At 71.8% G+C, this 22,784-nt stretch carries 19 protein-coding genes; 14 read left to right on the top strand and 5 right to left on the bottom strand.

Going from position 1 to position 22,784, the window contains the following annotated elements; all coding sequences use genetic code 11:
* Positions 1-474, bottom strand: coding sequence for an Lrp/AsnC family transcriptional regulator (locus QOM21_RS10750; protein ID WP_052860613.1), 474 nt, complete (start codon positions 472-474; stop codon positions 1-3).
* Positions 475-653: 179 nt separating this feature from the next.
* On the opposite strand from QOM21_RS10750, the gene QOM21_RS10745 reads away from it, so the two are divergent.
* From QOM21_RS10745 to QOM21_RS10730, 4 genes are all read left to right on the top strand, one after another.
* Positions 654-2,108, top strand: coding sequence for a gamma-aminobutyraldehyde dehydrogenase (locus tag QOM21_RS10745; RefSeq protein ID WP_407549679.1), 1,455 nt, complete (start codon positions 654-656; stop codon positions 2,106-2,108).
* 131 nt (positions 2,109-2,239) lie between these two features.
* The gene (locus QOM21_RS10740; RefSeq protein WP_407549677.1) at positions 2,240-3,421 is read left to right on the top strand and encodes a PotD/PotF family extracellular solute-binding protein; all 1,182 of its coding nucleotides are present in this window, start codon (positions 2,240-2,242) and stop codon (positions 3,419-3,421) included.
* Between the two features lie 49 nt (positions 3,422-3,470).
* Entirely contained in the window at positions 3,471-4,034 is a 564-nt protein-coding gene (locus QOM21_RS10735) for an HXXEE domain-containing protein (RefSeq protein WP_407549675.1), read from the top strand.
* Positions 4,035-4,254: 220 nt separating this feature from the next.
* On the top strand, positions 4,255-4,749 hold the full coding sequence (locus tag QOM21_RS10730; RefSeq protein ID WP_407549673.1) for a hypothetical protein: 495 nt from the start codon (positions 4,255-4,257) through the stop codon (positions 4,747-4,749).
* A gap of 105 nt (positions 4,750-4,854) precedes the next feature.
* On the opposite strand, the gene QOM21_RS10725 is transcribed toward QOM21_RS10730, so the two are convergent.
* Positions 4,855-5,877 carry an adenosine deaminase gene (locus QOM21_RS10725; RefSeq protein WP_407549671.1) on the bottom strand — a complete coding sequence of 341 codons (1,023 nt, stop codon included), beginning with the start codon at positions 5,875-5,877 and terminating at the stop codon, positions 4,855-4,857.
* Between the two features lie 502 nt (positions 5,878-6,379).
* Here QOM21_RS10725 and QOM21_RS10720 point away from each other — a divergent pair.
* Positions 6,380-6,778 carry a DUF4190 domain-containing protein gene (locus tag QOM21_RS10720; protein ID WP_407549669.1) on the top strand — a complete coding sequence of 133 codons (399 nt, stop codon included), beginning with the start codon at positions 6,380-6,382 and terminating at the stop codon, positions 6,776-6,778.
* A 35-nt stretch (positions 6,779-6,813) separates the two neighbouring features.
* On the opposite strand, the gene QOM21_RS10715 is transcribed toward QOM21_RS10720, so the two are convergent.
* A complete protein-coding gene (locus QOM21_RS10715; RefSeq protein ID WP_407549667.1) occupies positions 6,814-7,431 on the bottom strand; it encodes an NADAR family protein in 618 nt (205 codons plus the stop codon).
* A 201-nt stretch (positions 7,432-7,632) separates the two neighbouring features.
* On the opposite strand from QOM21_RS10715, the gene QOM21_RS10710 reads away from it, so the two are divergent.
* From QOM21_RS10710 to QOM21_RS10680, 7 genes are all read left to right on the top strand, one after another.
* The gene (locus QOM21_RS10710; protein WP_407549665.1) at positions 7,633-9,153 is read left to right on the top strand and encodes a gamma-aminobutyraldehyde dehydrogenase; all 1,521 of its coding nucleotides are present in this window, start codon (positions 7,633-7,635) and stop codon (positions 9,151-9,153) included.
* Positions 9,154-9,372: 219 nt separating this feature from the next.
* Positions 9,373-10,620: a spermidine/putrescine ABC transporter substrate-binding protein gene (locus QOM21_RS10705; protein WP_407549663.1), complete on the top strand. Its 1,248-nt coding sequence runs from the start codon at positions 9,373-9,375 to the stop codon at positions 10,618-10,620.
* A gap of 53 nt (positions 10,621-10,673) precedes the next feature.
* Entirely contained in the window at positions 10,674-11,852 is a 1,179-nt protein-coding gene (locus tag QOM21_RS10700; RefSeq protein WP_407549661.1) for an ABC transporter ATP-binding protein, read from the top strand.
* A complete protein-coding gene (locus QOM21_RS10695; protein ID WP_393895612.1) occupies positions 11,849-12,781 on the top strand; it encodes an ABC transporter permease in 933 nt (310 codons plus the stop codon). Before QOM21_RS10700 ends, QOM21_RS10695 begins: the two co-directional genes overlap by 4 nt.
* Entirely contained in the window at positions 12,781-13,632 is an 852-nt protein-coding gene (locus QOM21_RS10690) for an ABC transporter permease (protein ID WP_407549658.1), read from the top strand. Before QOM21_RS10695 ends, QOM21_RS10690 begins: the two co-directional genes overlap by 1 nt.
* Before the next feature lie 5 nt (positions 13,633-13,637).
* Complete coding sequence (locus QOM21_RS10685; protein ID WP_407549656.1) at positions 13,638-15,071, top strand: NAD(P)/FAD-dependent oxidoreductase; 1,434 nt, start codon at positions 13,638-13,640, stop codon at positions 15,069-15,071.
* 133 nt (positions 15,072-15,204) lie between these two features.
* Positions 15,205-15,657 carry a hypothetical protein gene (locus QOM21_RS10680; protein ID WP_407549654.1) on the top strand — a complete coding sequence of 151 codons (453 nt, stop codon included), beginning with the start codon at positions 15,205-15,207 and terminating at the stop codon, positions 15,655-15,657.
* An 8-nt stretch (positions 15,658-15,665) separates the two neighbouring features.
* Here the strand turns inward: QOM21_RS10680 and QOM21_RS10675 are convergent, their stop codons facing one another.
* Positions 15,666-16,316 (bottom strand): phosphatase PAP2 family protein, encoded by a 651-nt coding sequence (locus QOM21_RS10675; protein WP_407549652.1) that lies wholly within the window; start codon positions 16,314-16,316, stop codon positions 15,666-15,668.
* 539 nt (positions 16,317-16,855) lie between these two features.
* Positions 16,856-18,205: a 4-aminobutyrate--2-oxoglutarate transaminase gene (gene gabT / locus QOM21_RS10670; RefSeq protein ID WP_407549650.1), complete on the bottom strand. Its 1,350-nt coding sequence runs from the start codon at positions 18,203-18,205 to the stop codon at positions 16,856-16,858.
* A 262-nt stretch (positions 18,206-18,467) separates the two neighbouring features.
* Here gabT and QOM21_RS10665 point away from each other — a divergent pair, with 262 nt between their 5' ends.
* A complete protein-coding gene (locus QOM21_RS10665; RefSeq protein ID WP_407549648.1) occupies positions 18,468-20,645 on the top strand; it encodes an ATP-binding protein in 2,178 nt (725 codons plus the stop codon).
* A 233-nt stretch (positions 20,646-20,878) separates the two neighbouring features.
* Entirely contained in the window at positions 20,879-22,528 is a 1,650-nt protein-coding gene (locus QOM21_RS10660; protein ID WP_407549646.1) for a PucR family transcriptional regulator, read from the top strand.
* The last annotated feature ends 256 nt before the right edge of the window (positions 22,529-22,784 follow it).

The following is a 22,784-nucleotide window of genomic DNA, read 5'->3' as shown; positions in this document are numbered from 1 at the left end:
CTATCTCGTTCCCCAGGTGTAGGTCTGCTTCCGGAGCTTGAGGTAAACGAAGCTCTCGGTCGTCCGGACGCCGGGCAGCGTGCGGATTCGCTTGTTGATCATTTCGAGGAGGTGGTCGTCGTCCTCGCAGACGATCTCGATGAGGAGATCGAAGCTGCCTGCGGTCATGACGACGTATTCCACCTCTTCCATGGTCGTCAGGGCGTCGGCCACGGGATCGAGGTCGCCCTCGACGTTGATGCCGACCATTGCCTGCCGTCGGAAACCGACCGTGAGGGGGTCGGTGACCGCGACGATCTGCATCACGCCTTGGTCGAGCAGTTTCTGTACGCGTTGGCGTACCGCCGCCTCGGAGAGGCCGACGGCCTTGCCGATCGCGGCGTACGGACGGCGCCCGTCCTCCTGGAGCTGCTCGATGATCGCCAGGGAGACGGAGTCGATCGACGGGGTGCCGTTTCTGTCACGAGTGGCCACGGCCCTCACTGTGCACGAGCCTCGTCTGTATGGCAACCCCAAACCGATGAAATCAGTTGTCCCGCGATCGAAATTGCACTGATTCCGTTGTTCGGGGGTGGCGGGTGTGTTGAAAACGTCGGATCCATGGCTAGGGTGGGTGTCTCAACCACCGGACATCTGACTGAAGGGGGCGCACAGTGACCACCTCACTGCGTCGTCTGCGCAACTACATCGACGGGGAGTTCCGGGACGCCGCCGACGGGCGGACCACCGAGGTGGTCAACCCGGCGACGGGTGACGCGTACGCCACCGCGCCTCTCTCTGCGGCGGTGGACGTCGACGCGGCCATGGCCGCCGCCGAGGCCGCCTTCCCCGCCTGGCGTGACCTGATCCCGGCCGAGCGCCAGAAGGTACTGCTCAAGGTCGCCGACCGCTTCGAGGAGCGGGCGGAGGAGCTGATCGCCGCCGAGTCCGAGAACTGCGGCAAGCCGATCGCGCTCGTACGCTCCGAGGAAATCCCGCCGATGGTGGACCAGATCCGCTTCTTCGCGGGTGCCGCCCGGATGCTGGAAGGCCGCTCGTCGGGCGAGTACATGGACGGCTTCACCTCCATCATCCGGCGCGAGCCGATCGGCGTCTGCGCGCAGGTCGCGCCGTGGAACTACCCGATGATGATGGCCGTGTGGAAGTTCGCCCCGGCGCTGGCGGCGGGCAACACCGTCGTCATCAAGCCGTCCGACACCACCCCGGCCTCGACGGTGCTGATCGGCGAGATCATCGGCAGCGTGCTGGACGAACTGGGCCACCCCCGCGGTGTGTTCAACGTCGTCTGCGGCGACCGTGAGACCGGCCGCCTGATGGTCGAGCACCCCGTCCCGGCCATGGCCTCCATCACCGGCTCGGTGCGCGCCGGTATGCAGGTCGCCGAGTCGGCCTCCAAGGACCTCAAGCGGGTCCACCTGGAGCTGGGCGGCAAGGCGCCGGTCGTGGTCTTCGAGGACACCGACATCGCCAAGGCCGTCGAGGACATCAGCGTCGCCGGCTACTTCAACGCCGGCCAGGACTGTACGGCCGCGACCCGCGTGCTCGTCCAGGACTCCGTCCACGACGAGTTCGTCGCCGCGCTGGCCAAGGCCGCCGCGGAGACCAAGACCGGCGCGGTCGACGACGAGGACGTGCTCTTCGGCCCGCTCAACAACGCCAACCAGCTGAAGCAGGTCAAGGGCTTCATCGACCGGCTGCCCGCGCACGCCAAGATCGAGGCCGGTGGCCACCAGGTCGGCGACAAGGGCTACTTCTTCGCCCCGACCGTCGTCTCGGGTCTGAAGCAGGACGACGAGATCATCCAGCACGAGGTCTTCGGCCCGGTCATCACCGTCCAGTCGTTCTCGGACGAGGCGCAGGCGCTGACCTGGGCCAACGACATCGAGTACGCCCTGGCGTCCTCGGTGTGGACCAAGGACCACGCGCGGGCGATGCGGATGTCCAAGAGCCTGGACTTCGGCTGTGTGTGGATCAACACCCACATCCCGCTGGTCGCCGAGATGCCGCACGGCGGATTCAAGAAGTCCGGTTACGGCAAGGACCTTTCGGCCTACGGCTTCGACGACTACACCCGCATCAAGCACGTGATGACCTCGCTGGACGGCTGATCCGGCAGGATCCAGGGGGATCCGCACCGTCGAGCGGCACGGACCGCTCGACACACCGTCGCGGGCGGAGGCCCGGCAGTTGACGATCTGTCTCTTGCCGCCTCCGCCCGCGTCGCGTGAGAGTGCTCACCATGGCTGATCTTTCGCGGCGTTCGCTGCTAAGAGGCATGGGCACCATCGGTGTGACCGGAGCGCTGGGCGCCATGGCCGGATGCGGGGTGCCGCCCGCGTACATCGAGGCGGGGGCGCGCGCGGGCCGGGACCGCTCGGCGCGGGACCGGAAGCTCACCTTCGCCAACTGGCCGCTCTACATCGACGTCGACGACCGCGACACACAGCTCCGGCCGACCCTGGAGACCTTCCGCAGGCGCACCGGGATCTCCGTCACGTACACCGAGGAGATCAACGACAACGACGAGTTCTTCGGGAAGATCAGCCCGGCGCTGATGAACCACCAGCGCACCGGACGCGATCTGATCGTCATCAGCGACTGGATGTGCGCCCGGTTCGTCCGCCTGGGATGGGTCCAGGAAATGGACCGGGCGGCCCAGCCGCACGTCGCCGAGCACCTCGACCCGCTGCTGCGCTCCCCGCACTTCGACCCCGGCCGGAAGCACTCCGTGCCCTGGCAGTCCGGGATCACCGGCATCGCCTACGACCGCAGGAAACTCGGCCGGGAGATCAAGCACACCGCCGACCTGTGGAAGGACGATCTGCGCGGCCGGGTCACCCTGCTCGCCGGACTCGACGAGGCCTTCGCGATGCTCATGCAGGGCGACGGCGTGGACATCACCCGCTGGACCGCCGAGGACTTCCACCGGATGACCGACCGGGTGGGCCGCCTCGTCCACAAGGGACACATACGGCGCTTCACCGGCAACGACTACATCAAGGACCTGGACTCCGGCGATGTGCTCGCCGCGCAGGCCTACTCCGGCGACGTCATCCAACTCCAGGCGGACAACCCCGACATCGAGTTCGTGGTGCCGCAGGAGGGCGCCGAGCTGTGGTCGGAGAGCCTGATGATTCCCGACCTCGCCGACCACAAGCGCAACGCCGAGCAGCTGATCGACCACTACTACCGGCCGGAGGTCGCCGCGGACCTCGCGGCCTGGGTCAACTACGTCTGCCCCGTGCCGGCCGCACGCGATGTCCTCGCCTCGTCCAAGGACAAGGAGCGCGCCGCCCTCGCCGAGGACCCGCTGATCTTTCCCGACGACGCGATGCGCAAGCGGCTGGCCATCGCCCGTGACATCACCTCGAAGGAGCGGATCACCTTCGCCAAGGAATGGAACGCGATCGTCGGGCTGTGAGGGGGACGGCCTGAAGGGGCGTCAAATAGGCGTGCCAGAATTGCTGTTCATGTCGAGATCACTGTCCCTGCCGAAGCCTTCGCACGAGATATCGCCTCTGGTCACCGTCGGGCTGTTCGCCGCCTGGGCGCTGCACGACGCCGAGGAGGTGGCCTTCGGGCCACGCTGGATCCGGGAGAACGTCCCCGCCCTCAGGACCCGCTTCCCGCGGGTGCCGGAGCGGGTCTGGCAGGCCATGGAGAGCGTCGACGAGCGGGAGTTCGCCGTCGCGGTGGGCGTGATGGGGGTCATCGTCGCGGCCGCGTCGGCCGAGGGCCTGCGCACCGGCGGCCGGTCCGCGTTCTTCCAGGGCGCTCTGGACGGCTTCGGGCTGCACGGCCTCGTGCACCTCGCGCAGGCGGCGGCCGCCCGCGGCTACACCCCCGGGTCCGCCACCTCCCCGGTCATCGTGATCCCCTTCGCCCTGTGGGCACGCGGACGGCTCCGGCGGGCCGGGATCCGCACTCCCGTTACCGTGCGGCGTGCACTGGGCGGGCTCGCGGTCGCCGGGGCGGCCACGGTGGTCTCGCACGCGGTGGCCCGGCGGGTGACGACGCCCGCCGGAGCGGCCTGAGCGGAGGCCCGGCACGATCGTCAACTCATGTCATATGAGCGGGTGCCGGGCGCTGACGAACAAGCCGGGTGGCTGGAAGGGGGCAGGTCAGGGCGGGGCGACCGTATGCTCCCCCCATGAGCCGCCCCCCGATCCGTACCGCGCCCGGCCGGACCGCCGCCCCTACCGCCCACGGCAGCCGAACCACCGCCTCCCGCGGTGCGCGCTACCACGCACCGCGGTGGACGGGATGAAGGCCGCGGTCAGCCGCTGGGAGGCGGGAGTCTGCCGGTCGCGGATGCTCCGGCAGCCGGACGGCGCCGCCCTGGAGGCGGCGCTGGCGGAGCTGGACGGCGAGGTCTGCACGGAACTCTCGCTCGACCGCTGGGAAGACGGCGGCGGATGCCTGACGGTCAGCGGCGGCCCGACGGACTTCCTGGTCACCGGTGAGTGCGACGACGGCACACTGCTGCAGCTGTGCCGGGCGGCGGAGGAGCGGACCGCCACGGACCGCGGGTGGGGCCGGGCGCACCTCGGCGGCGGAGCCGCCCGGCGCCTGGAGGAGGACCCCCGGCAGCTGCACCCCGAGGACCGGGCGATCTGGCTGGTCTGCGGCGGCCAAGGGGCGTACTTCCCGCCGGAGGAACTGGTGGACGCGGCGGCCGCGCGATGGGCGGTACGTCAGTTCACCGCCGGGTTTCCCGACGGGCTCGGAGTGCCCTGGCGGGTGGAGTAGGCGGCGCGCAGCGGGCGCAGGTGCGGAGGCACCGGGTCGGCGCGCGCCGGGATCGTGCGGTCCGCGGCCGGTGGGCGGGCCCGTCGCCGCCCCCGGCCACGGGTTTCACACGGTCCAGGACTTCGCGTACGCCTCGATCTCGGCGGCCAGCTTCGCCTTGGCCGGCGCGTCCATGAAGGAGGCCGTGACGGCGTTCTTGGCGAGGTCGGCCAGCCCGTCGGTGCCCAGGCCCAACAGACGGGCGGCGACGCCGTATTCGGTGTTGAGGTCGGTACCGAACATCGGCGGGTCGTCACTGTTGATCGTGACCAGCACGCCCGCGTCGACCATCTCCTTGACCGGGTGCTCCTCCAGCGTCCGCACGGCCCGGGTCGCGATGTTGGAGGTGGGGCAGACCTCCAGGGGGATGCGGTGCTCGGCGAGGTGCGCCAGCAGCTCGGGGTCCTGGGTGGCGCTGGTGCCGTGGCCGATGCGTTCGGCGCGGAGCGAGGTGAGCGCGTCCCAGATGGTGCCGGGGCCGGTGGTCTCCCCGGCGTGCGGCACGGAATGCAGGCCCGCCGCGATCGCCCGGTCGAAGTACGGTGCGAACTGCGGGCGGGGCACACCGATCTCCGGCCCGCCCAGACCGAACGAGACCAGGCCCTCGGGCTGCAGGTCGCAGGCGATCCTGGCGGTCTCCTCCGCGGCCTCCAGACCCGCCTCGCCGGGGATGTCGAAGCACCACCGCAGTACCACTCCCAGCTCGGACTCGGCGGACTTCCGGGCGTCCTCGATGGCCTCGACGAATGCGGCGTCGGGGATGCCGCGCCGGGTCGAGCTGAACGGCGTCATGGTCAGCTCGGCGTAGCGGATGTTCTGCCGCGCCATGTCCCGGGCGACCTCGTAGGTCAGCAGCCGGACGTCCTCGGCGTCGCGGATCAGGTCGACGACGGAGAGATAGACCTCGATGAAGTGCGCGAAGTCGCGGAAGGTGAAGTAGTCGGCGAGCGCTTCGGGGTCGGTGGGGACGGCCGAGTCCGGGTGCCGGGCGGCGAGTTCGGAGACGATCCGCGGTGACGCGGAGCCGACGTGGTGGACATGCAGCTCCGCCTTGGGCAGGCCCGCGATGAATGCATCGAGATCGGACAACGGATCCTCCTGGTCAAGGGTGCGCGCGACGGTGCGGAACGGATGGCCAATCGTATGCGGGGCCCGGGGGACGAGCCCGGTGCAGGTCTTAGCATGAGCCGGACAACCAAAGGGGAGTGCGATGGCCGACAGCAGGCAGCCCGAGCCGGGGGACCCGTGGGCGCCGCCGGCGGACCGCAGCCCGCTCGCCAACGGGGCCGATCCGATGGCGGGTTGGGCGGCCCCTCAGGCTCCTCGGGCCGCGCAGGCTCCTCAGGTGCAGCAGGGTCCGCAGGCCCCGTCCGTCCCTGCGGACCCGTCGTCCCCGTCCTCCCCGCCGTCTTCGGGAGGCTACGGAGAGCGGAGGCAAGGGGCGTTTGCGTACAGTGCGCCTGCTCACGGGGCGCCCGCGTACGGCACGCCTGCTCAGGGAGCGCCGGCGTACGGAGCACCCGCGTACGGGGCGTCGGCATACGGACCCGGTCAGTCGGCCCCCGGCGGTTACGTCGCCTACCCCCCGGTGATGGGCTACTCGACCTGGCAGCCCCTGCGGCCCAGCAACGGGTTCGGCACCGCCGCGCTCGTCGTCGGCATCGTCGGAGCGCTCCTCGGGATCAGCATCATCTTCGGCATCGTCCTCGGCGTCCTGGCGATCGTCTTCGGGGCCCTGGGCCGCGCCAAGGCGACCCGTGGTGAGGCGACCAACGGCGGGATGGCGCTCGCCGGGCTGATCCTGGGCGGGGTCGCCCTGCTGATCAGCGCCGTCGTGATCGCCCTCGCCCTGATCGGGGCGAGCCATCCGCGGGACGAGGGCCCGGGGGGCGGTAGCGGAGGTCAGGACGGTGGCTACTCGGACACCTACGAAGCCGCCCCGGCCGGGCCTCGCGATGCCGCCCCGCCGCCCGGGAGCGCTTCCGTCTAGCCGCACACGCCCTCGACCAGCGGCGCCGGACGGCTTTACCGGGACGGTTCCTCGGCCAGCCGCTCGCGGGCCTCCATCAGCGCGAAGCCCAGCAGATTCAGCCCCCGCCACCGCGCCGGGTCCTCCGCACGCTCGTCGTCGGCGGCCAGACCGATGCCCCAGACGCGATCCAGCGGGCTCGCCTCCACCAGCACCCGGGAATTCGTGCCCAGCAGGAATTCCCGCAGGGCGGCGTCCTGGCCGAATTTGTGCACACTGCCCTCGACCACCAGCGCGAAGCGGTGCTGCCGCCAGATCTCCTCGTCGAAACCGCGGACCGCGCGCCCCGCATCCTTGGCCTGCTTGGGGTGCCCCGCGGCTATTGCACGCCGCTCCGCTTCCGCGTCCCCGAACAGCCGCGCCTTGCCGGCCATCATCCAGTGTTCGGCGGTGGCATAGGCGACGCCGTCGACGGTGAAGGGCGCGGGCCACCACTGGCTGAGGCAGGAGGCGCCGAGCGAGCCGTCCCGCCGGGGGGTATGGCCCCAGAAGTGGAGATATTTGACGCGTTCGCGGCTCGCCGTCGCGCTGATCAATTCCTCGACCGTCCGCGGCTCGTCGGCGGCGGTCCGGGTGGTGCTTTCGGTGAAGATCCCCGTGGTGTCGTGCAGCATGCCGGGATTTTGTCAGCAGGCACCGACAACGTGTCGGGGGCTTTGACCGCTGAAACGCAGAATCCGTCGCGTAACCAAAAGGCAACAACGGAATCCCTTGTTGCGCACCTCCTACTCTGTCAAGATCAGCCATCGATTCCGGAAATAGCTACGCCTGGCAGTGCCGCTGAGCGGCCCCGGCGCCCGGCGGAGGAGAGCACCATGGACCACCAGCGATTCGATGTCACCGAGCGATTTGCCGAGGGCGCCCAATTCATCGCGGGCGGCCTCCGCGGCGGCACCTCCGGCCGTAGCCAGAGCGTCGTGGACCCGGCGACCGGCCGGGAGGTGTACTCCTACGAACTCGCCGGTACCGCGGATGTGGACGCCGCCGTCGAGGCCGCGCAGCGGGCGTTCACCGAATGGGGCGGCGCGACGCCCGGCGAGCGCTCCGACGCGATGCACCGCTTCGCCGCCGCGCTCGCCGAGGACGCCGACGACCTCGCCTACGCGGAGTCGCTGAACTGCGGAAAGCCGATCAAGCTCAGCAACGAGTTCGATGTGCCGGGTTCGGTCGACAACGCCGCGTTCTTCGCCGGCGCCGCCCGCCACCTGGAGGGCAAGGCGACCGCTGAGTACAGCCCGGACCACACCTCCCACATCCGTCGCGAGCCCATCGGCGTCGTCGGCTCCATCGCACCCTGGAACTATCCGCTCCAGATGGCCGCGTGGAAGGTGCTGCCGGCCATCGCCGCGGGCAACACCATCGTCCTCAAGCCCGCCGAGATCACCCCGCTGACCTCGCTGCTCTTCGCGCAGGCCGCACAGCGCGCCGGGCTCCCCGACGGCGTCATCAACATCGTCTCCGGGGCGGGCCGGGACGCGGGCGAGCACCTCGTGGGCCACCCCGGCGTCGCGATGACCTCCTTCACCGGCTCGACCGGCGTCGGCAAGCGGGTCGCCGAGATCGCCACCGGCACCGTCAAGCGGCTGCACCTCGAACTCGGCGGCAAGGCCCCGTTCGTCGTCTTCGACGACGCGGACCTGGAGGCCGCCGTGCACGGAGCGGTGGCCGGCTCGCTGATCAACACCGGCCAGGACTGCACCGCCGCCACCCGCGCCTACGTCCAGCGCCCGCTCTACGACGCCTTCGTCAGCGGCGTCGCCGACCTGATGGCGACCGTACGGCTCGGCGACCCCTTCGACCCGTCCACCGACCTCGGTCCGCTGATCTCGCACGCACAGCGCGACCGGGTCGCCGGGTTCGTCGACCGGGCGCGGGGCTACGCCACCGTCGTCACGGGCGGCGAGGCCCCCCAGGGGACGCTGGCCGCGGGCGCGTACTACCGGCCCACGCTGATCGCGGGCGCCGCCCAGGACAGCGAGATCGTGCAGTCCGAGATCTTCGGGCCGGTGCTGGTCGTGCTGCCCTTCGACACCGACGACGAGGGCATCGCCCTCGCCAACGACACCCCCTACGGACTGGCCGCCTCCGCCTGGAGCCGGGACGTCTACCGCACCGGCCGCGCCACCCGCGAGATCAAGGCGGGCTGCGTGTGGGTCAACGACCACATCCCGATCCTCAGCGAGATGCCGCACGGCGGCGCCAAGGCGTCCGGCTTCGGCAAGGACATGTCGGCCTACTCCTTCGAGGAGTACACCCAGGTCAAGCACGTGATGTACGACAACACCGCGGTCGCAAGGAAGGACTGGCACCGCACGGTCTTCGGGGACCGCCCGTAAGGGAGGCCCACCGGCAGCGGACCTGCCGCGGGCGGGCACCCACCGAGTAGGGTGCCCGCCCGGAACGGGGTCCACGGTCCACGGACGCCCGTCCCGGGAGCGTCCACGACACGGCAGTTCCACCACAGCGGCGTGCATCGCCCCCCTCAGCGGCCAGTGCCGCGCGGCATCGTCACCACCGGCCGAGCGCCGGGCTCACCCCTTGAAAGGGCACCGCGCATGGAGCATCACGAGCAGCCCGAACCCCTCTCCCTGGCCGAGATATCCGCGATGCGTCACAGCCTGACCCATGGCCGGCTCGCCATGACCAGGCGCTCACTGCTGCGTGCCTCCGGTGCCGCGGCGGTCGCGGTCGGCGGCCTCGGCACCCTCGCCGGCTGCGGCATCCCGCCCGCCGGCCGCACCGATGCCGGCAATTCCGAGGACCACTCCTCGAAGGAGAAGCGCCTCAACTTCTCCAACTGGACCGAGTACATGGACGTCAGCGACGACGGCAAGCACCGGCCGACGCTGGAGGGCTTCACCAGGCGCACCGGGATCAACGTCAAGTACACCGAGGACATCAACGACAACGACGAGTTCTTCGGCAAGATCCAGGCGCAGCTCGCGGCGGGCCAGGACACCGGCCGCGATCTGATCGTGCTCACCGACTGGATGTGCGCGCGGATGATCTCCCTGGGCTGGATCCAGTCCCTGGACCCGGCCAACCTCCCGCACGCCTACACCAACCTCGTACCGGAGTTCCGCGACGTCGCCTGGGACCCGGGCCGCGCCCACTCCTACCCCTGGCAGGGCATCCCGGCGATCATCGCCTACAACAAGAAGGCCACCGGCGGCCGGAAGGTCGACTCCATCAGCCAGCTGCTGGAGGACCCCGAGCTCAAGGGCCGGGTCGGCTTCCTCTCCGAGATGCGCGACAGCGTCGGCCTGACCCTCCTGGACATGGGCAAGCAGCCGGAGAAGTGCACCGCGGACGACTTCGACGCCGCCATCGCCCGGATCCAGAAGGGCGTCGACAGCAAGCAGATCCGCCGCTTCACCGGCAACGACTACACCACCGACCTCGACAAGGGCGACCTCGCCGCGTGCGTGGCGTGGGCCGGAGACGTCGTCCAGCTGCAGAACGACAACCCCGACATCGCGTTCGCCGTGCCCGAGGCCGGCTACATGACGTCCACCGACAACTTCATGGTGCCGAACAAGGCACGCCACAAGCAGAACGCCGAGCGGCTCATCGACTACTTCTACGAGCCGAAGGTGGCGGCGCGCGTCGCGGCGTACATCAACTACGTCTGCCCGGTCGACGGCGTGCGCAAGGAGCTTGCCAAGATCGACAAGGCGGCGGCGGACAACCCGCTGATCCTGCCGGACGAGGAGATGGCCGCGAGGTCCCACTCCTTCCGCGCCCTGAGCGCCAAGGAGAGCAAGGAGTTCGCGCAGAAGTTCTCCGACCTCACCGGTGCCTGACCCTGCCAGGCCCGCATGAGCTGTTCCGACCTCCGACCCACGGGACGACCGACATGACCAACAACGCCCACAGCAGCAGCGGCGGCGACGTCCGCCTCACCGGTATCAGCAAGACCTACGGCACCTTCACCGCCGTCCGGCCCCTCGACCTGACCATCCCCGCGGGCTCCTTCTTCGCTCTCCTGGGCGCCTCCGGCTGCGGCAAGACCACCACCCTGCGCATGATCGCCGGACTGGAGGACCCCACCACCGGGACCGTCGAACTCTCCGGCGAGGACGTCACCGCCCTGCCGCCCTACAAGCGCCAGGTCAACACCGTCTTCCAGAACTACGCGCTCTTCCCGCACCTCGACATCTACGAGAACGTCGCCTTCGGCCTGCGACGCCGCGGCATCAAGTCCGTCAAGAAGCAGGTCGAGGAGATGCTCGACCTCGTCCAGCTCGGCCCGATGGCGCGTCGCAAGCCCCAGCAGCTCTCCGGCGGCCAGCAGCAGCGCGTCGCCGTCGCCCGCGCGCTGATCAACCACCCCCAGGTGCTGCTCCTCGACGAGCCGCTGGGCGCCCTCGACCTCAAGCTGCGCCGGCAGATGCAGCTGGAACTCAAGCGCATCCAGACCGAGGTCGGCATCACCTTCGTGCACGTCACCCACGACCAGGAGGAGGCCATGACGATGGCCGACACCGTGGCCGTGATGAACGGCGGCCGGGTCGAACAGCTCGGCGCCCCCGCCGACCTCTACGAGAACCCCGGCTCCACCTTCGTCGCCAACTTCCTCGGCACCTCCAACCTCATCGAGGCCGAGGTCGTCGAAGCCGGCGGCGAGCAGCTGCTCCTCAAGGCCGGTGACGCCGGCCTGCGGCTGCCCGCCTCCCGGTGCAGCACCACGGCCCGTGCCGGCGAGAAGGTGCTGGCGGGTGTACGGCCGGAGAAGGTCACCCTGGCGCACGCCGACGACGCCGGGACCCTCGCCGACAGCCGCAACCGGCTGCCCGGCCGGATCAAGGACGCCAGCTTCATCGGCGTCTCCACCCAGTACGTCATCGACGCCCCCGGGATCGGCGAACTCGCCGTCTACGAGCAGAACATCGAGCGCGACGGCCGCCTCGTGCCCGGCGCGGACGTCGTCCTGCACTGGAGCCCCGCGCACACCTTCGGACTCGACGCCGCCCAGTCGGTGCTCGCCGGGACCACGGCGGCCCCCGGCGCGGAGCTCGATGGGGAGGCCGCGTGAGCACCGTCGAGGCGCCCGCCCCGCAGACCGACCCCGAGACGCCGCTGCCGATACGCAAGCCCCCCACCCGCAAGCGGCTCGTCCCCTACTGGCTGCTGCTGCCCGGCATCCTGTGGCTGGTGGTCTTCTTCGCCGCCCCGCTCGTCTACCAGGCGTCGACGTCCCTCCAGACCGGCTCCCTCGAAGAGGGCTTCAAGGTCACCTGGCACCTCGCCACCTACTGGGACGCGCTGGGCGAGTACTGGCCGCAGTTCCTGCGGTCCGTGCTGTTCGCGGCCACCGCCACCGCGCTCTGCCTGCTGCTGGGCTACCCCCTGGCGTACCTCATCGCCTTCAAGGCCGGCCGCTGGCGCAACGTCGTGATGATCCTGGTCATCGCCCCGTTCTTCACCAGCTTCCTCATCCGCACCCTCGCCTGGAAGACGATCCTCGCGGACGGCGGACCGGTCGTCGGTCTGCTCAACTCGCTGCACGTCCTGGACGTCACCAGCTGGCTGGGCCTCACCGAAGGCGAGCGGGTGCTGGCCACACCGCTCGCGGTGGTCTGCGGTCTGACCTACAACTTCCTGCCGTTCATGGTCCTGCCGCTCTACACCTCGCTGGAGCGCATAGACCCCCGGCTGCACGAGGCGGCCGGCGACCTCTACGCCCGCCCGGCCACCACCTTCCGCCGGGTGACCTTCCCGCTGTCCATGCCGGGCGTCGTCGCCGGCACCCTGCTCACCTTCATCCCCGCCGCCGGCGACTACATCAACGCCGAACTGCTGGGCTCCACCGACCAGAAGATGATCGGCAACGTCATCCAGTCGCAGTTCCTGCGGGTCCTGGACTACCCGACCGCGGCCGCCCTCTCGTTCATCCTCATGGCGGCCATCCTCGCCATGGTCACGATCTACATCCGCAAGTCCGGGACGGAGGATCTGGTCTGATGGCCGTACGCGAGACCACCGCACGCACCGCGCCCCCGCGCGCCCGGAACCGGGGGCTGCGCTGGCTGCGCCGCAACATCGTCGCGATAGCGGGCCTGTGCACGCTGGGCTACCTCATCCTGCCCAACGTCGTGGTGATGCTGTTCTCCTTCAACAAGCCCAACGGGCGCTTCAACTACCAGTGGCAGCGTTTCTCGACGGACGGCTGGACCGATCCGTGCGGCGTCGCCGACCTGTGCGGATCGCTGGGGCTGAGCCTGCAGATCGCCCTCTGGGCGACCATCGGCGCGACCGCCCTGGGCACCATGATCGCGTTCGCGCTGGCCCGCTACCGCTTCCGCGCCCGGTCCTCCGTCAACACCCTGATCTTCCTGCCGATGGCGATGCCCGAGGTCGTCATGGCCGCCTCCCTGGCGACCCTCTTCCTCAACATGGGCATCCAGTTCGGCTTCTGGACGATCCTCATCGCGCACATCATGTTCTGCCTGAGCTTCGTCGTCACCGCCGTCAAGGCACGCGTGATGAGCATGGACCCGCGACTGGAACAGGCCGCGCAGGACCTCTACGCCTCACCCGTGCAGACCTTCCTTCGGGTGACGCTGCCGATCGCCGCACCCGGCATCGCGGCCGGCGCGCTGCTCTCCTTCGCGCTGTCCTTCGACGACTTCATCATCACCAACTTCAACGCGGGCTCCACCGTGACCTTCCCGATGTTCGTCTGGGGCTCGGCACAACGGGGTACCCCCGTGCAGATCAACGTCATCGGGACGGCGATGTTCCTGGTCGCCGTGGTGTGCGTGCTCGTCGGCCAACTGGCCGGGAGCCGTCGTAAGAGGAGCAAGAGGAGCTGAGAAACATGGCACGAGATGCCATGACGTCCAAGGCCCACCCGTCGAGCGCCGTCCAGGCGCTCGCGGACGCCACCCCCACCCCCTTCTGGCTGGACGACCCGGCACGCCCGGACGCCCTGCCCGCCCTGGTCGGCGACGAGACCTGCGACTTGCTGGTCGTCGGCGGCGGCTACTCCGGACTGTGGACCGCGCTCCTGGCCAAGGAGCGCGACCCGCAGCGCGACGTCGTCCTCGTCGAGGGAGCCGAGATCGGCTGGGCCGCCTCCGGGCGCAACGGCGGCTTCTGCGCCGCCTCCCTCACCCACGGCCTCGGCAACGGCCTGGCCCGCTGGCCGGACGAACTCGCCCGGCTCGAAGAGCTGGGCATCCGCAACCTCGACGCCATCGAGGACGCGGTCGCCCGCTACGCCATCGACTGCGACTTCGAGCGCACCGGCGAGATCGACATCGCCACCGAGCCGCACCAGGTCGCCGAGCTGGAGGAGGCCGCGCAGGACGCCGCCCGGCTGGGCCTGGACCGGCACCGCTTCCTCGACCAGGACGAACTGCGCGCCGAGGTCGACTCACCGACCTTCCGGGCCGGGCTCTGGGACCGCGACGGCGTCGCCATGCTCCATCCGGCACGCCTCGCCTGGGGCCTGAAGCGGGCCTGCCGCGACCTCGGGGTCCGCATCTACGAGCGCACCCCTGCCACCGCCCTCGCCTCCGAAGGCATGGGGATGGCCGTCCGCACCCCCTACGGCCGGGTCTTCGCCCGCCATGTCGCGCTCGGCACCAACGCCTTCCCCTCGCTGGTCAAGCGGGTGCGCCCGTACGTCGTCCCGGTCTACGACCACGCCATGATGACCGAGCCGCTGTCCGACGAACAGCTCGCCGCCATCGGCTGGAAGAACCGCCAGGGCCTGTCCGACAGCAACAACCACTTCCACTACTTCCGCATCACCGCCGACAACCGCATCCTGTGGGGCGGCTACGACATCGTCTACCGCTACGGCGGCGGGATCCGCGCCGAGTACGACCACCACCCCGCCACGTACGAGAAGCTCGCCCGGCACTTCTTCCGCTGCTTCCCGCAGCTGGAGGGCCTGCGGTTCAGCCACACCTGGGGCGGCGCCATCGACACCTGCGCACGCTTCTCGGCGTTCTTCGGCACCGCGCACGCCGGGCGGGTCGCCTACGCCACGGGCTACACCGGCCTCGGCGTGGGCGCGACGCGCTTCGGCGCCGAGGTGATGCTCGACCTGCTCAGCGGTGAGCGCACCGAACGCACCGAGCTGGAGATGGTGCGCAGCAAGCCGCTGCCTTTCCCGCCGGAGCCGCTGCGCTGGGCGGGCATCGGCATCACGCAGTGGTCGATGACCCGCGCCGACCGGCACGGCGGGCGCCGCAACCTGTGGCTGAAGGCCATGGACAAGGCGGGCCTGGGCTTCGACAGCTGAGCGGGGCGGGCGGCGCCGGCACCCGCCCTCGCCGCCCGCGAAAAAACCCTCGCCAACCCGTGTAAGGATGCCGCCGGCGCGCCCTCTCCCTGGGGAACCGCGGCCCGACCGGGCCGGGAGAGCGAGGAGCGAGATGAGCGCCGCGGGAGCCAAGAACGCAGTGGACTGGCTGGTGTCGGCGGCACCGGACCCGGACGCCTGCCGGTGGGAATGGGAGCGCAACCCGCTCGGGGTCGCGCTCCTGCCCGCCGGCCTGCTGTGGGACGTCCTGATCGTCGACGGCACGCTCGGCTATCCGACGCTGGACGTCCTCACCCGCGTCGTCCGCCGCCCCGGCCCGGTCCTGGCCGACTTCGGGGAGGCACGGATGGGATTCTTCGTGCCTCCCGGTACGGCCACCCGCTGGCTGGGCACCGGCGTCCGGGCCGCCGGGCAGGGCACCTGGATAGTGGTGCCCTACCCGGGCCGGGTCACCGGCGGCGTGCGCTGGCTGGTCCCGCCGGACGGTTCGGGCACCCTCATCGATCCCGGTGTGCTGGAGCTGGCGATGCACGAGGCGGCGGCCTCCCTGGCCGGGGGGAGCTGAGCGCCGGGCTACGCGGTCGGCCCGCCCGACCACCTGCCGCACATCCCGCACCATGCCGCCAACAGCACCCCGGCCAGACACCAACTGCCCAGCACGTCCAGGGGCCAGTGGTAGCCCTGACGCACCAGGCCGGTCCCGACGCCGGCGTTGAGCAGCACGACGCCCACCCCGAGCGCCCACCCGGCACCGGCCCCGCGGTGGGCCTGCCGGTGGCAGCGCATCAGCAGCAGCGCGGCCACGCCGTACGCGACCGCGGCCGTGGCGCCATGGCCGGACGGGTAGAAGCCGTCGTGCGCGCCGCCCGCCATCTGCGGCGGGCCCGGCCGCGCGAGCCACAGCTTGAACGGGACGACCAACGCGGGCACCGCGGCCAACGCGACCAGCGCGCCGAGCGGCGGCAGCCACCAGCGCTCCGCCGCCCCGCCGTGGCCCGGCTCGGCCCCCTCGGGCGCGTTCTCACGCTCCGCCTGACGCCGCCGGGAAGCCCACAGCGTCCCCAGGACGACCAGGAGCAACACCGGCAACGCGACAGTGGTGTTGCCGAGATCGGCGAGGAACTCCGCGAGCGGGGCGGGGACGGGGCTCGCGGCGACGCCGCGGCCGAGGCGTTCGTCGAGGGCGCGCAGCGGACCGTGGCCGGCCACCTGCCAGGTGATCACGGCGAAGAGCGGTGCGCAGAGGAGACCGGCCAGGGCGGCGGGCCCGAGCGGGCCGCGGCCGGAAAGAGAAGTCGGCCGCCTCGGAACAGGGGGGGTGGTTCCGAGGCGGCCGCGCTGACCGGTGTTCCGCGCGCCCCGGGGGGTATGGGGCGGGCGGACATCCGATCGGTGAGGATTCCCGGATCCCGTGTTTCCAGGGGTTCCGGTGGTGTGCGCGAGGGCACAGCCAGGTCGAAGCCGGGGAAGCGCCGACCGGGCGTCGCCCGCAGTCCCCTGCGGGCGGGGTGTTTCTCTCATCTGGGAAAACCGTACGGCACCGGGGGCTCACCCGACAGCGGGATCACCCGGCCACCATGGGCCCCCCACATCTTCTTCACTCCGTGCCACCAGCTACGCGCGTTCCGAACTCGCCCGCCCCGTAAGGGCTTTCGCGACCCGGTCGGCCGCGCGGCCGTGGCGGCCGGCGCACAAAGGCCGCGGCCCGGGGCACGGCGCTCGCCGTGCCCCGGGCCGCACCCGGGATGTCCGTGCCTGGCCGCTCAGAGCGTGGCGAACGCCGCCTCGATGATGTCCAGACCCTCGTTGAGCAGGTCCTCGCCGATGACCAGCGGGGGCAGGAAGCGCAGCACGTTGCCGTACGTGCCGGTGGTCAGCACCAGCAGGCCCTCCTGGTGGCAGGCCTTGGCGAGCGCGGCGGTGGCCTCCGGGTTCGGGTCCTTGGAACCGGACCGGACCAGCTCGATCGCGATCATCGCGCCGCGGCCGCGGACCTCGCCGACGATGTCGAACTTCTCCGCCATCGCCTCCAGGCGCGGCTTCATGATCTCGCCGATCCGGCGGGCCTTGCCGTTCAGGTCCTGCTCGCGCATGGTCTCGATCGAGCCCAGCGCCGCGGCGCAGGCCACCGGGTTACCGCCGTAGGTGCCGCCCAGGCCGCCGGCGTGCGCGGCGTCCATGATCTCGGCGCGGCCGGTGACGGCGGCCAGCGGCAGACCGCCGGCGATGCCCTTGGCGGTGGTGATCAGGTCCGGGACGATGTTCTCGTCCTCGCAGGCGAACCACTGGCCGGTGCGGCAGAAGCCGGACTGGATCTCGTCCGCGACGAAGACGATGCCGTTCTCCTTCGCGAAGTTCGCGATGGCCGGCAGGAAGCCCTTGGCCGGCTCGATGAAGCCGCCCTCACCGAGCACCGGCTCGATGATGATCGCCGCGACGTTGTCCGCGCCGATCTGCTTGGTGATCTGCGAGATGGCCTGGTCGGCGGCCTCCTGCGCGCAGTTCTCCGGGCCGGTCAGCCAGCGGTAGGGGTAGGCGACCGGTACGCGGTAGACCTCGGGCGCGAACGGGCCGAAGCCGTTCTTGTACGGCATGTTCTTCGACGTGAGCGCCATCGTCAGGTTCGTGCGGCCGTGGTAGCCGTGGTCGAAGACGACGACGGCCTGGCGCTTGGTGTAGGCGCGGGCCACCTTGACGGCGTTCTCCACGGCCTCCGCGCCGGAGTTGAACAGCGCGGACTTCTTCGCGTGGTCGCCCGGGGTCAGCTCGGCCAGCTGCTCACAGACCTCGACGTACGGCTCGTACGGCGTGACCATCGCACAGGTGTGGGTGAAGTCGTTGAGCTGCGCGGTGGCGCGCCGCACCACGGCCTCGGCGCTGTTGCCCACCGACGTCACCGCGATGCCGGAGCCGAAGTCGATCAGGGAGTTGCCGTCCACGTCCTCCAGGACACCGCCGCCCGCCCGCTTGGCGAAGATCGGCAGCACGGCCCCGACACCGGCGGCGACCGTGGCCTGCTTACGCGCCCACAGCTCCTGGGACTTCGGGCCGGGGATCGCGGTGACGACGCGACGCTCCTGGGGGAGGGAAGGGCCTCCGGACAGTTCGGTCATGGCAGTCTCCTGGGGTGGAACGAGGACGTGCAGAAGGTTGTTCTCGCAGGCTAGGGGCGGGCGGCCGGGTCTGGCATGTTCCGTTCGGGAGAAGTGCGCGTGTTGCGTTGTCCGCACCGGACATAGCGACGGTGTACGGCCAGTAGATTGAACGGCGGCGCGGCCGGCAGCGGCGGGTACGCCAGCGCGGGCATGACAATGGCAACGCGCAGCCCGCGCAACCACGCAACAGGCCACGGCTCAAGGGGGACAAGGGCACCGGATGGACACCGAGGGCACGCAGGACGCACAGCACACCGCCGCCCCGCCGCCCGGCGGGACGCACCGACCCGACCCCACCGTGCCGCGCCCCGCGGCGCCGCCCGCAGCGCCGGCCACCCCGCCCCCGCCCGCCGCGCCCCCCTCCGTGCCGGCACAGGCCGCCAAGGCCGCCGCCGCGGAGCCGCCGGTACTCCGCTGGCTGCGCACCCCGCGACCGGCCGCCGCGCCGGGCATCTGGACGTACGGCCACGAGCCCCGGCCCGCCGAGGAACCCGACCGGGTACCGCTGCGGCAGCTGATCAGCGGAGCGGTGATCTCGTTCCTGTGCGGCTGGCTGCTGTGGTCGCTGCTGTGGAACGGCTATCTGGGCAGCTATTGGCTGTGGCCGCTGCTGCTCCTCACCCCGGACTCCTGGCGCGAGGCCGGCGGCGACAAGATGGTCTACGTCTGGGCGACCTACTTCTACTACGGCCTGTTCCTCGTTCTGCTGGCCGTCGTCTTCGGCCGCCTGGGCCGCTGGCCCGAACTCGCCCGCCGGTTCCTGGCGCCCGTGCTCCGGCGCCTTCGCCACCGCGCACCGGCCGCCGCCCCGGCGCCCGCAGCGGACCGCGCGCAGTGGCCCGAGCTGCGCGCCCAGGGTGCCCCGGACGCCGCCGAGAAGCTGGCCGAGGAGGCCCGCGCCGGCCGGATGAACGACGTGGACGCGGCCCGGATCGAACGCGCCTGGCGTTCGGTGCGGTCCGGCAAGAACTCCGTCGCCTCCTTCACCGACACCGTGCTGCGGCACGGCGCCGCGGCCTGTGCGCACCCCTCGGGGCGGCGCGACCTGCCGCGCAGGACCGCCCACCACGACCTGCTCGCCCACCAGGTCAGGATCGGCACCGCCGCCGACCACCCGCGCAATCCGTACCAGCACCGGGGCGCCGGATGCGCCCTGGCGCCGGGCGTCCTGGGCACCTCGCTGCTCGCCGTCGGGCCCTCCGGGAGCGGCAAGACCACCCGGCTGGTCGGGCCGGTGGTGGAGTCGATGTGCCTGCAGGCGCTCGCCGGGCACAGCGCCGTCATCGCCGTCGGTCCTGCCGGCTCCGGCCTCGGGCCGGACGAGGCGTTCGACGTCGTGGTCAAGATCGGCCGCCCGGACGCGGAGTGCGACCTCGACCTCTACGGCGGCACCACCGACCCGGACGAGGCGGCCGGGATCCTCGCCGAGGCGCTGGTCGGCGACCTCAGTGAGCAGCTGCCGGGCGGCGACAGCCGGCGCGCCGCGACCGCCCTCGCCCAGCTGCTGGGCCCCTTCCGGGCGGCCCGCGACCGCTTCCCCACCGTGCCGGAGCTGCGCGAACTGCTGGACGGCGTGCCGTCGGCGGTGGTCGCGCTGCGCACCGCGCTGGAGGGTGCCGGTGAGCACACGCTGCTGCGCGAACTGGACGCCCGTGCCCGCCAGGCGGAGCGGGCCGGTGATGTCGGCGTCCTGCTCGCCGACCGCATCGCCCTGCTCGACCGGCCCGCCTTCGCCGACTTCTTCGACCCCATGGGCGGCACCCGGCAGGTCTCGCTGCGCGCCCTGGACCACCCGCTGCGGGTCCGCATCGAGCTGCCCGAGCGTGGCCACGCGGAAGCCTCACGGATCCTCGCGCGGCTGGTCCTGGCCCAGTTCACCGCCTGCGCGGTGGCGCGCAGCGACCGTTCGCTGTTCGCGTGCCTGGTGCTCGACGAGGCGGCGCAGACGATCACCGCGGAGGCGCTCCGCGGACTGCAGCGGCTGCGCTCGGCGAACGCCGGTGCGGTGCTGACGCTGCGCTCGCTCGACGATGTGCCCGACGCGCTGCGCAGCGGCCTGCTCGGCGCGGTCGGCTGCCGGATGGCGTTCGCGGGCGTGACGACCTGGGACGGGGCGCGGTTCGCCGAGGTCTGGGGCAAGGAGTGGGTGGAGACCCGCGATGTGACGGACCGTCAAATCATCGCGGAGGGCGCGGCGATGAAGGCGTTCCATGTCTTCCGCCACCTCATCACCGGCAAGGCGGCCACCGCCAAGGCCGTCACCGTCCGCACCGTGGAGCGTGAGCGCTGGTCCGCCTCCGACCTCGCCAACTCGGTGCCGGCCGGGCACGCGGTGCTGTCGGTCACCTCGGTCCAGGGGGAGCACGCACCGCCGGTGCTGGTGGATCTGCGGAGCTGAGGGCGGCCCGCAGGCCGGGGGCGCCACGACGGCTCGACACGGGTGGGAGAGCCGGCCGGTGAGGCGTACGGCCCGGGTCTCACCGGCCGGTCTGCCCCGTCAGCGCCCCTCGATCCTTCCGCTGAGGCAGAATCGAGGGGCGTCGTTCATACGGGACGGCGCAAACAACCGGGCAGTGTCGCCCCGCCCCCACCGGCGGCGGCTGCCGACTCCACGTCGTCATCGAAGGTCCCATGCCGCACACCCTGGCTTCCCTGGTCAACCACTCCGCGCTCAAGCTGACCGTGCTCGCGGGCGAGGAGCGGCTGGACGTCCCGGTGCGCTGGGCACACGCCAGCGAGCTGATCGACCCGGTGCCCTACATGGAGGGCGGCGAGCTGCTGCTCATCACCGCCCTGAAGCTGGACGCCGAGGACGCCGAGGCGACCCGCACGTACATCCGGCGGGTGGCCGGGGCCGGGGTCGTCGGCCTGGGCTTCGCGGTCGGCGTCAATTACGAAGGCGTGCCCGACGCGCTCGTCGAGGCGGCCCGGCAGGAGAACCTCCCGCTGCTCGGGGTGCCCCGCAAGACCCCCTTCATCGCCATCAGCAAGGCCGTCTCGGCCGCCGTCGCCGCCGACCAGTACCGCGCGGTGACCGCCGGCTTCGAGGCCCAGCGGGAACTGACCCGGGCCGCCCTCGGCCCCGACGGCCCGGCCGAACTCCTCGCCAGGCTCGCCGCCCACCTCGACGGCTGGGCAGCCCTCTACGACGCCTCGGGCGCGGTGGTCGCCGCCGCCCCGGACTGGGCCGCCCGCCGCGCCGCCCGGCTCTCCGACGACGTCGGCCGGCTGCGCGAACGGCCCGCCCCGGCCAGCTCCGTCGTCAGTGACACCGACGGCGACGACCGCGTCGAGCTGCAGTCGCTCGGCACCGGCCGCCGGGCCCGCGGCGTCCTCGCGGTCGGCACCGGCGCCCCGCTCGGCACGGCCGAGCGCTACGCCGTGCACTCCGCCGTCGCACTGCTCACCCTCACCACCGAACGCTCCCGTGCCCTGCAGGACGCCGAGCAGCGGCTGGGCGCGGCGGTGCTGAAGATGCTGCTCGCGGGCGAGCCGGAGCACGCCCGCGCGGTCGCCGGCCGGCTCTACGGCGGGCTGCTGGACGCCCCGTTCCGGGTGGTCATCGCCGAGCCCGTCGCCCCCGACGACGACGCGCCCGCGCCGCGTACGGCCGCCGAGGCCCCGGCCGTGCTGGACGCGCTCGCCGACGCCATGGACTCCGCCGCCGCCAGGACCGGCGAGGCGGTGCTCGCCGTCCCCGACACCGGCCGGCTGACGGTGCTGGTCGCGGCCGGCGGCGCCGCGGAGGACGCCTGCTCCGCGTACGCCGCGGTGGTCGAGGCCCGCTCGGGGGCGCAGCCGCGCGGCCGCGGCCGGTCCGCGCGGACCGAGCCCGCGGCCGGCGCCGAGGGGCTGGCCGTCGGACTGTCCGCGCCCACCGGCCCCGCCGCGGCCGCGCACGCCCACCGCCAGGCCCAACAGGCGCTGTCCGTCGCCCGCCGCCGCGGTCGCGCGCTGGTCGAGCACGAGGACGTCGCCGCCGGATCCGTGCTGCCGCTGCTCGCCGACGACGCCGTGCGCGCCTTCGCCGACGGGCTGCTGCGCGCCCTGCGCGACCACGACGCGACGGGCCGCGGCGACCTGGTGGAATCGCTGCGCGCCTGGCTGTCCCGGCACGGTCAGTGGGATGCCGCCGCCGCCGACCTGGGCGTCCACCGGCACACCCTGCGCTACCGCATGCGGCGGGTGGAGGAGATCCTGGGCCGCTCCCTCGACGACGCGGATGTCCGGATGGAGCTGTGGCTGGCCCTCAAGGCGACGTCGACGCCACCGGGGGAGTGAGGGCGGGGGTGGATCCTGCGGGGGCGCCAGGGCGCTGAGCGACGGGCTCCCGCGCCCCGGACAGGCACCCGGCGACCCCGGGGCTCCCGCGCCACAGGCCCGCACCCGGCGCCCCCCTTTCCGCCTCTTCCACCGCGGAGAGACCCGCGGACGGATTACGCCGCTTCGGACAAACGCCACAGCGGCGCCGCGCCCCTACGGTGGGGGCAGAGCCGAACACGCCGAATACGCCGTATACGCAGAGCCGCTCCCAGAG

This window comes from Streptomyces sp. Pv4-95, assembly GCF_045782725.1.
Taxonomy (GTDB): Bacteria; Actinomycetota; Actinomycetes; order Streptomycetales; family Streptomycetaceae; genus Streptomyces.
This window is presented reverse-complemented; position numbering and strand designations above follow the sequence as displayed.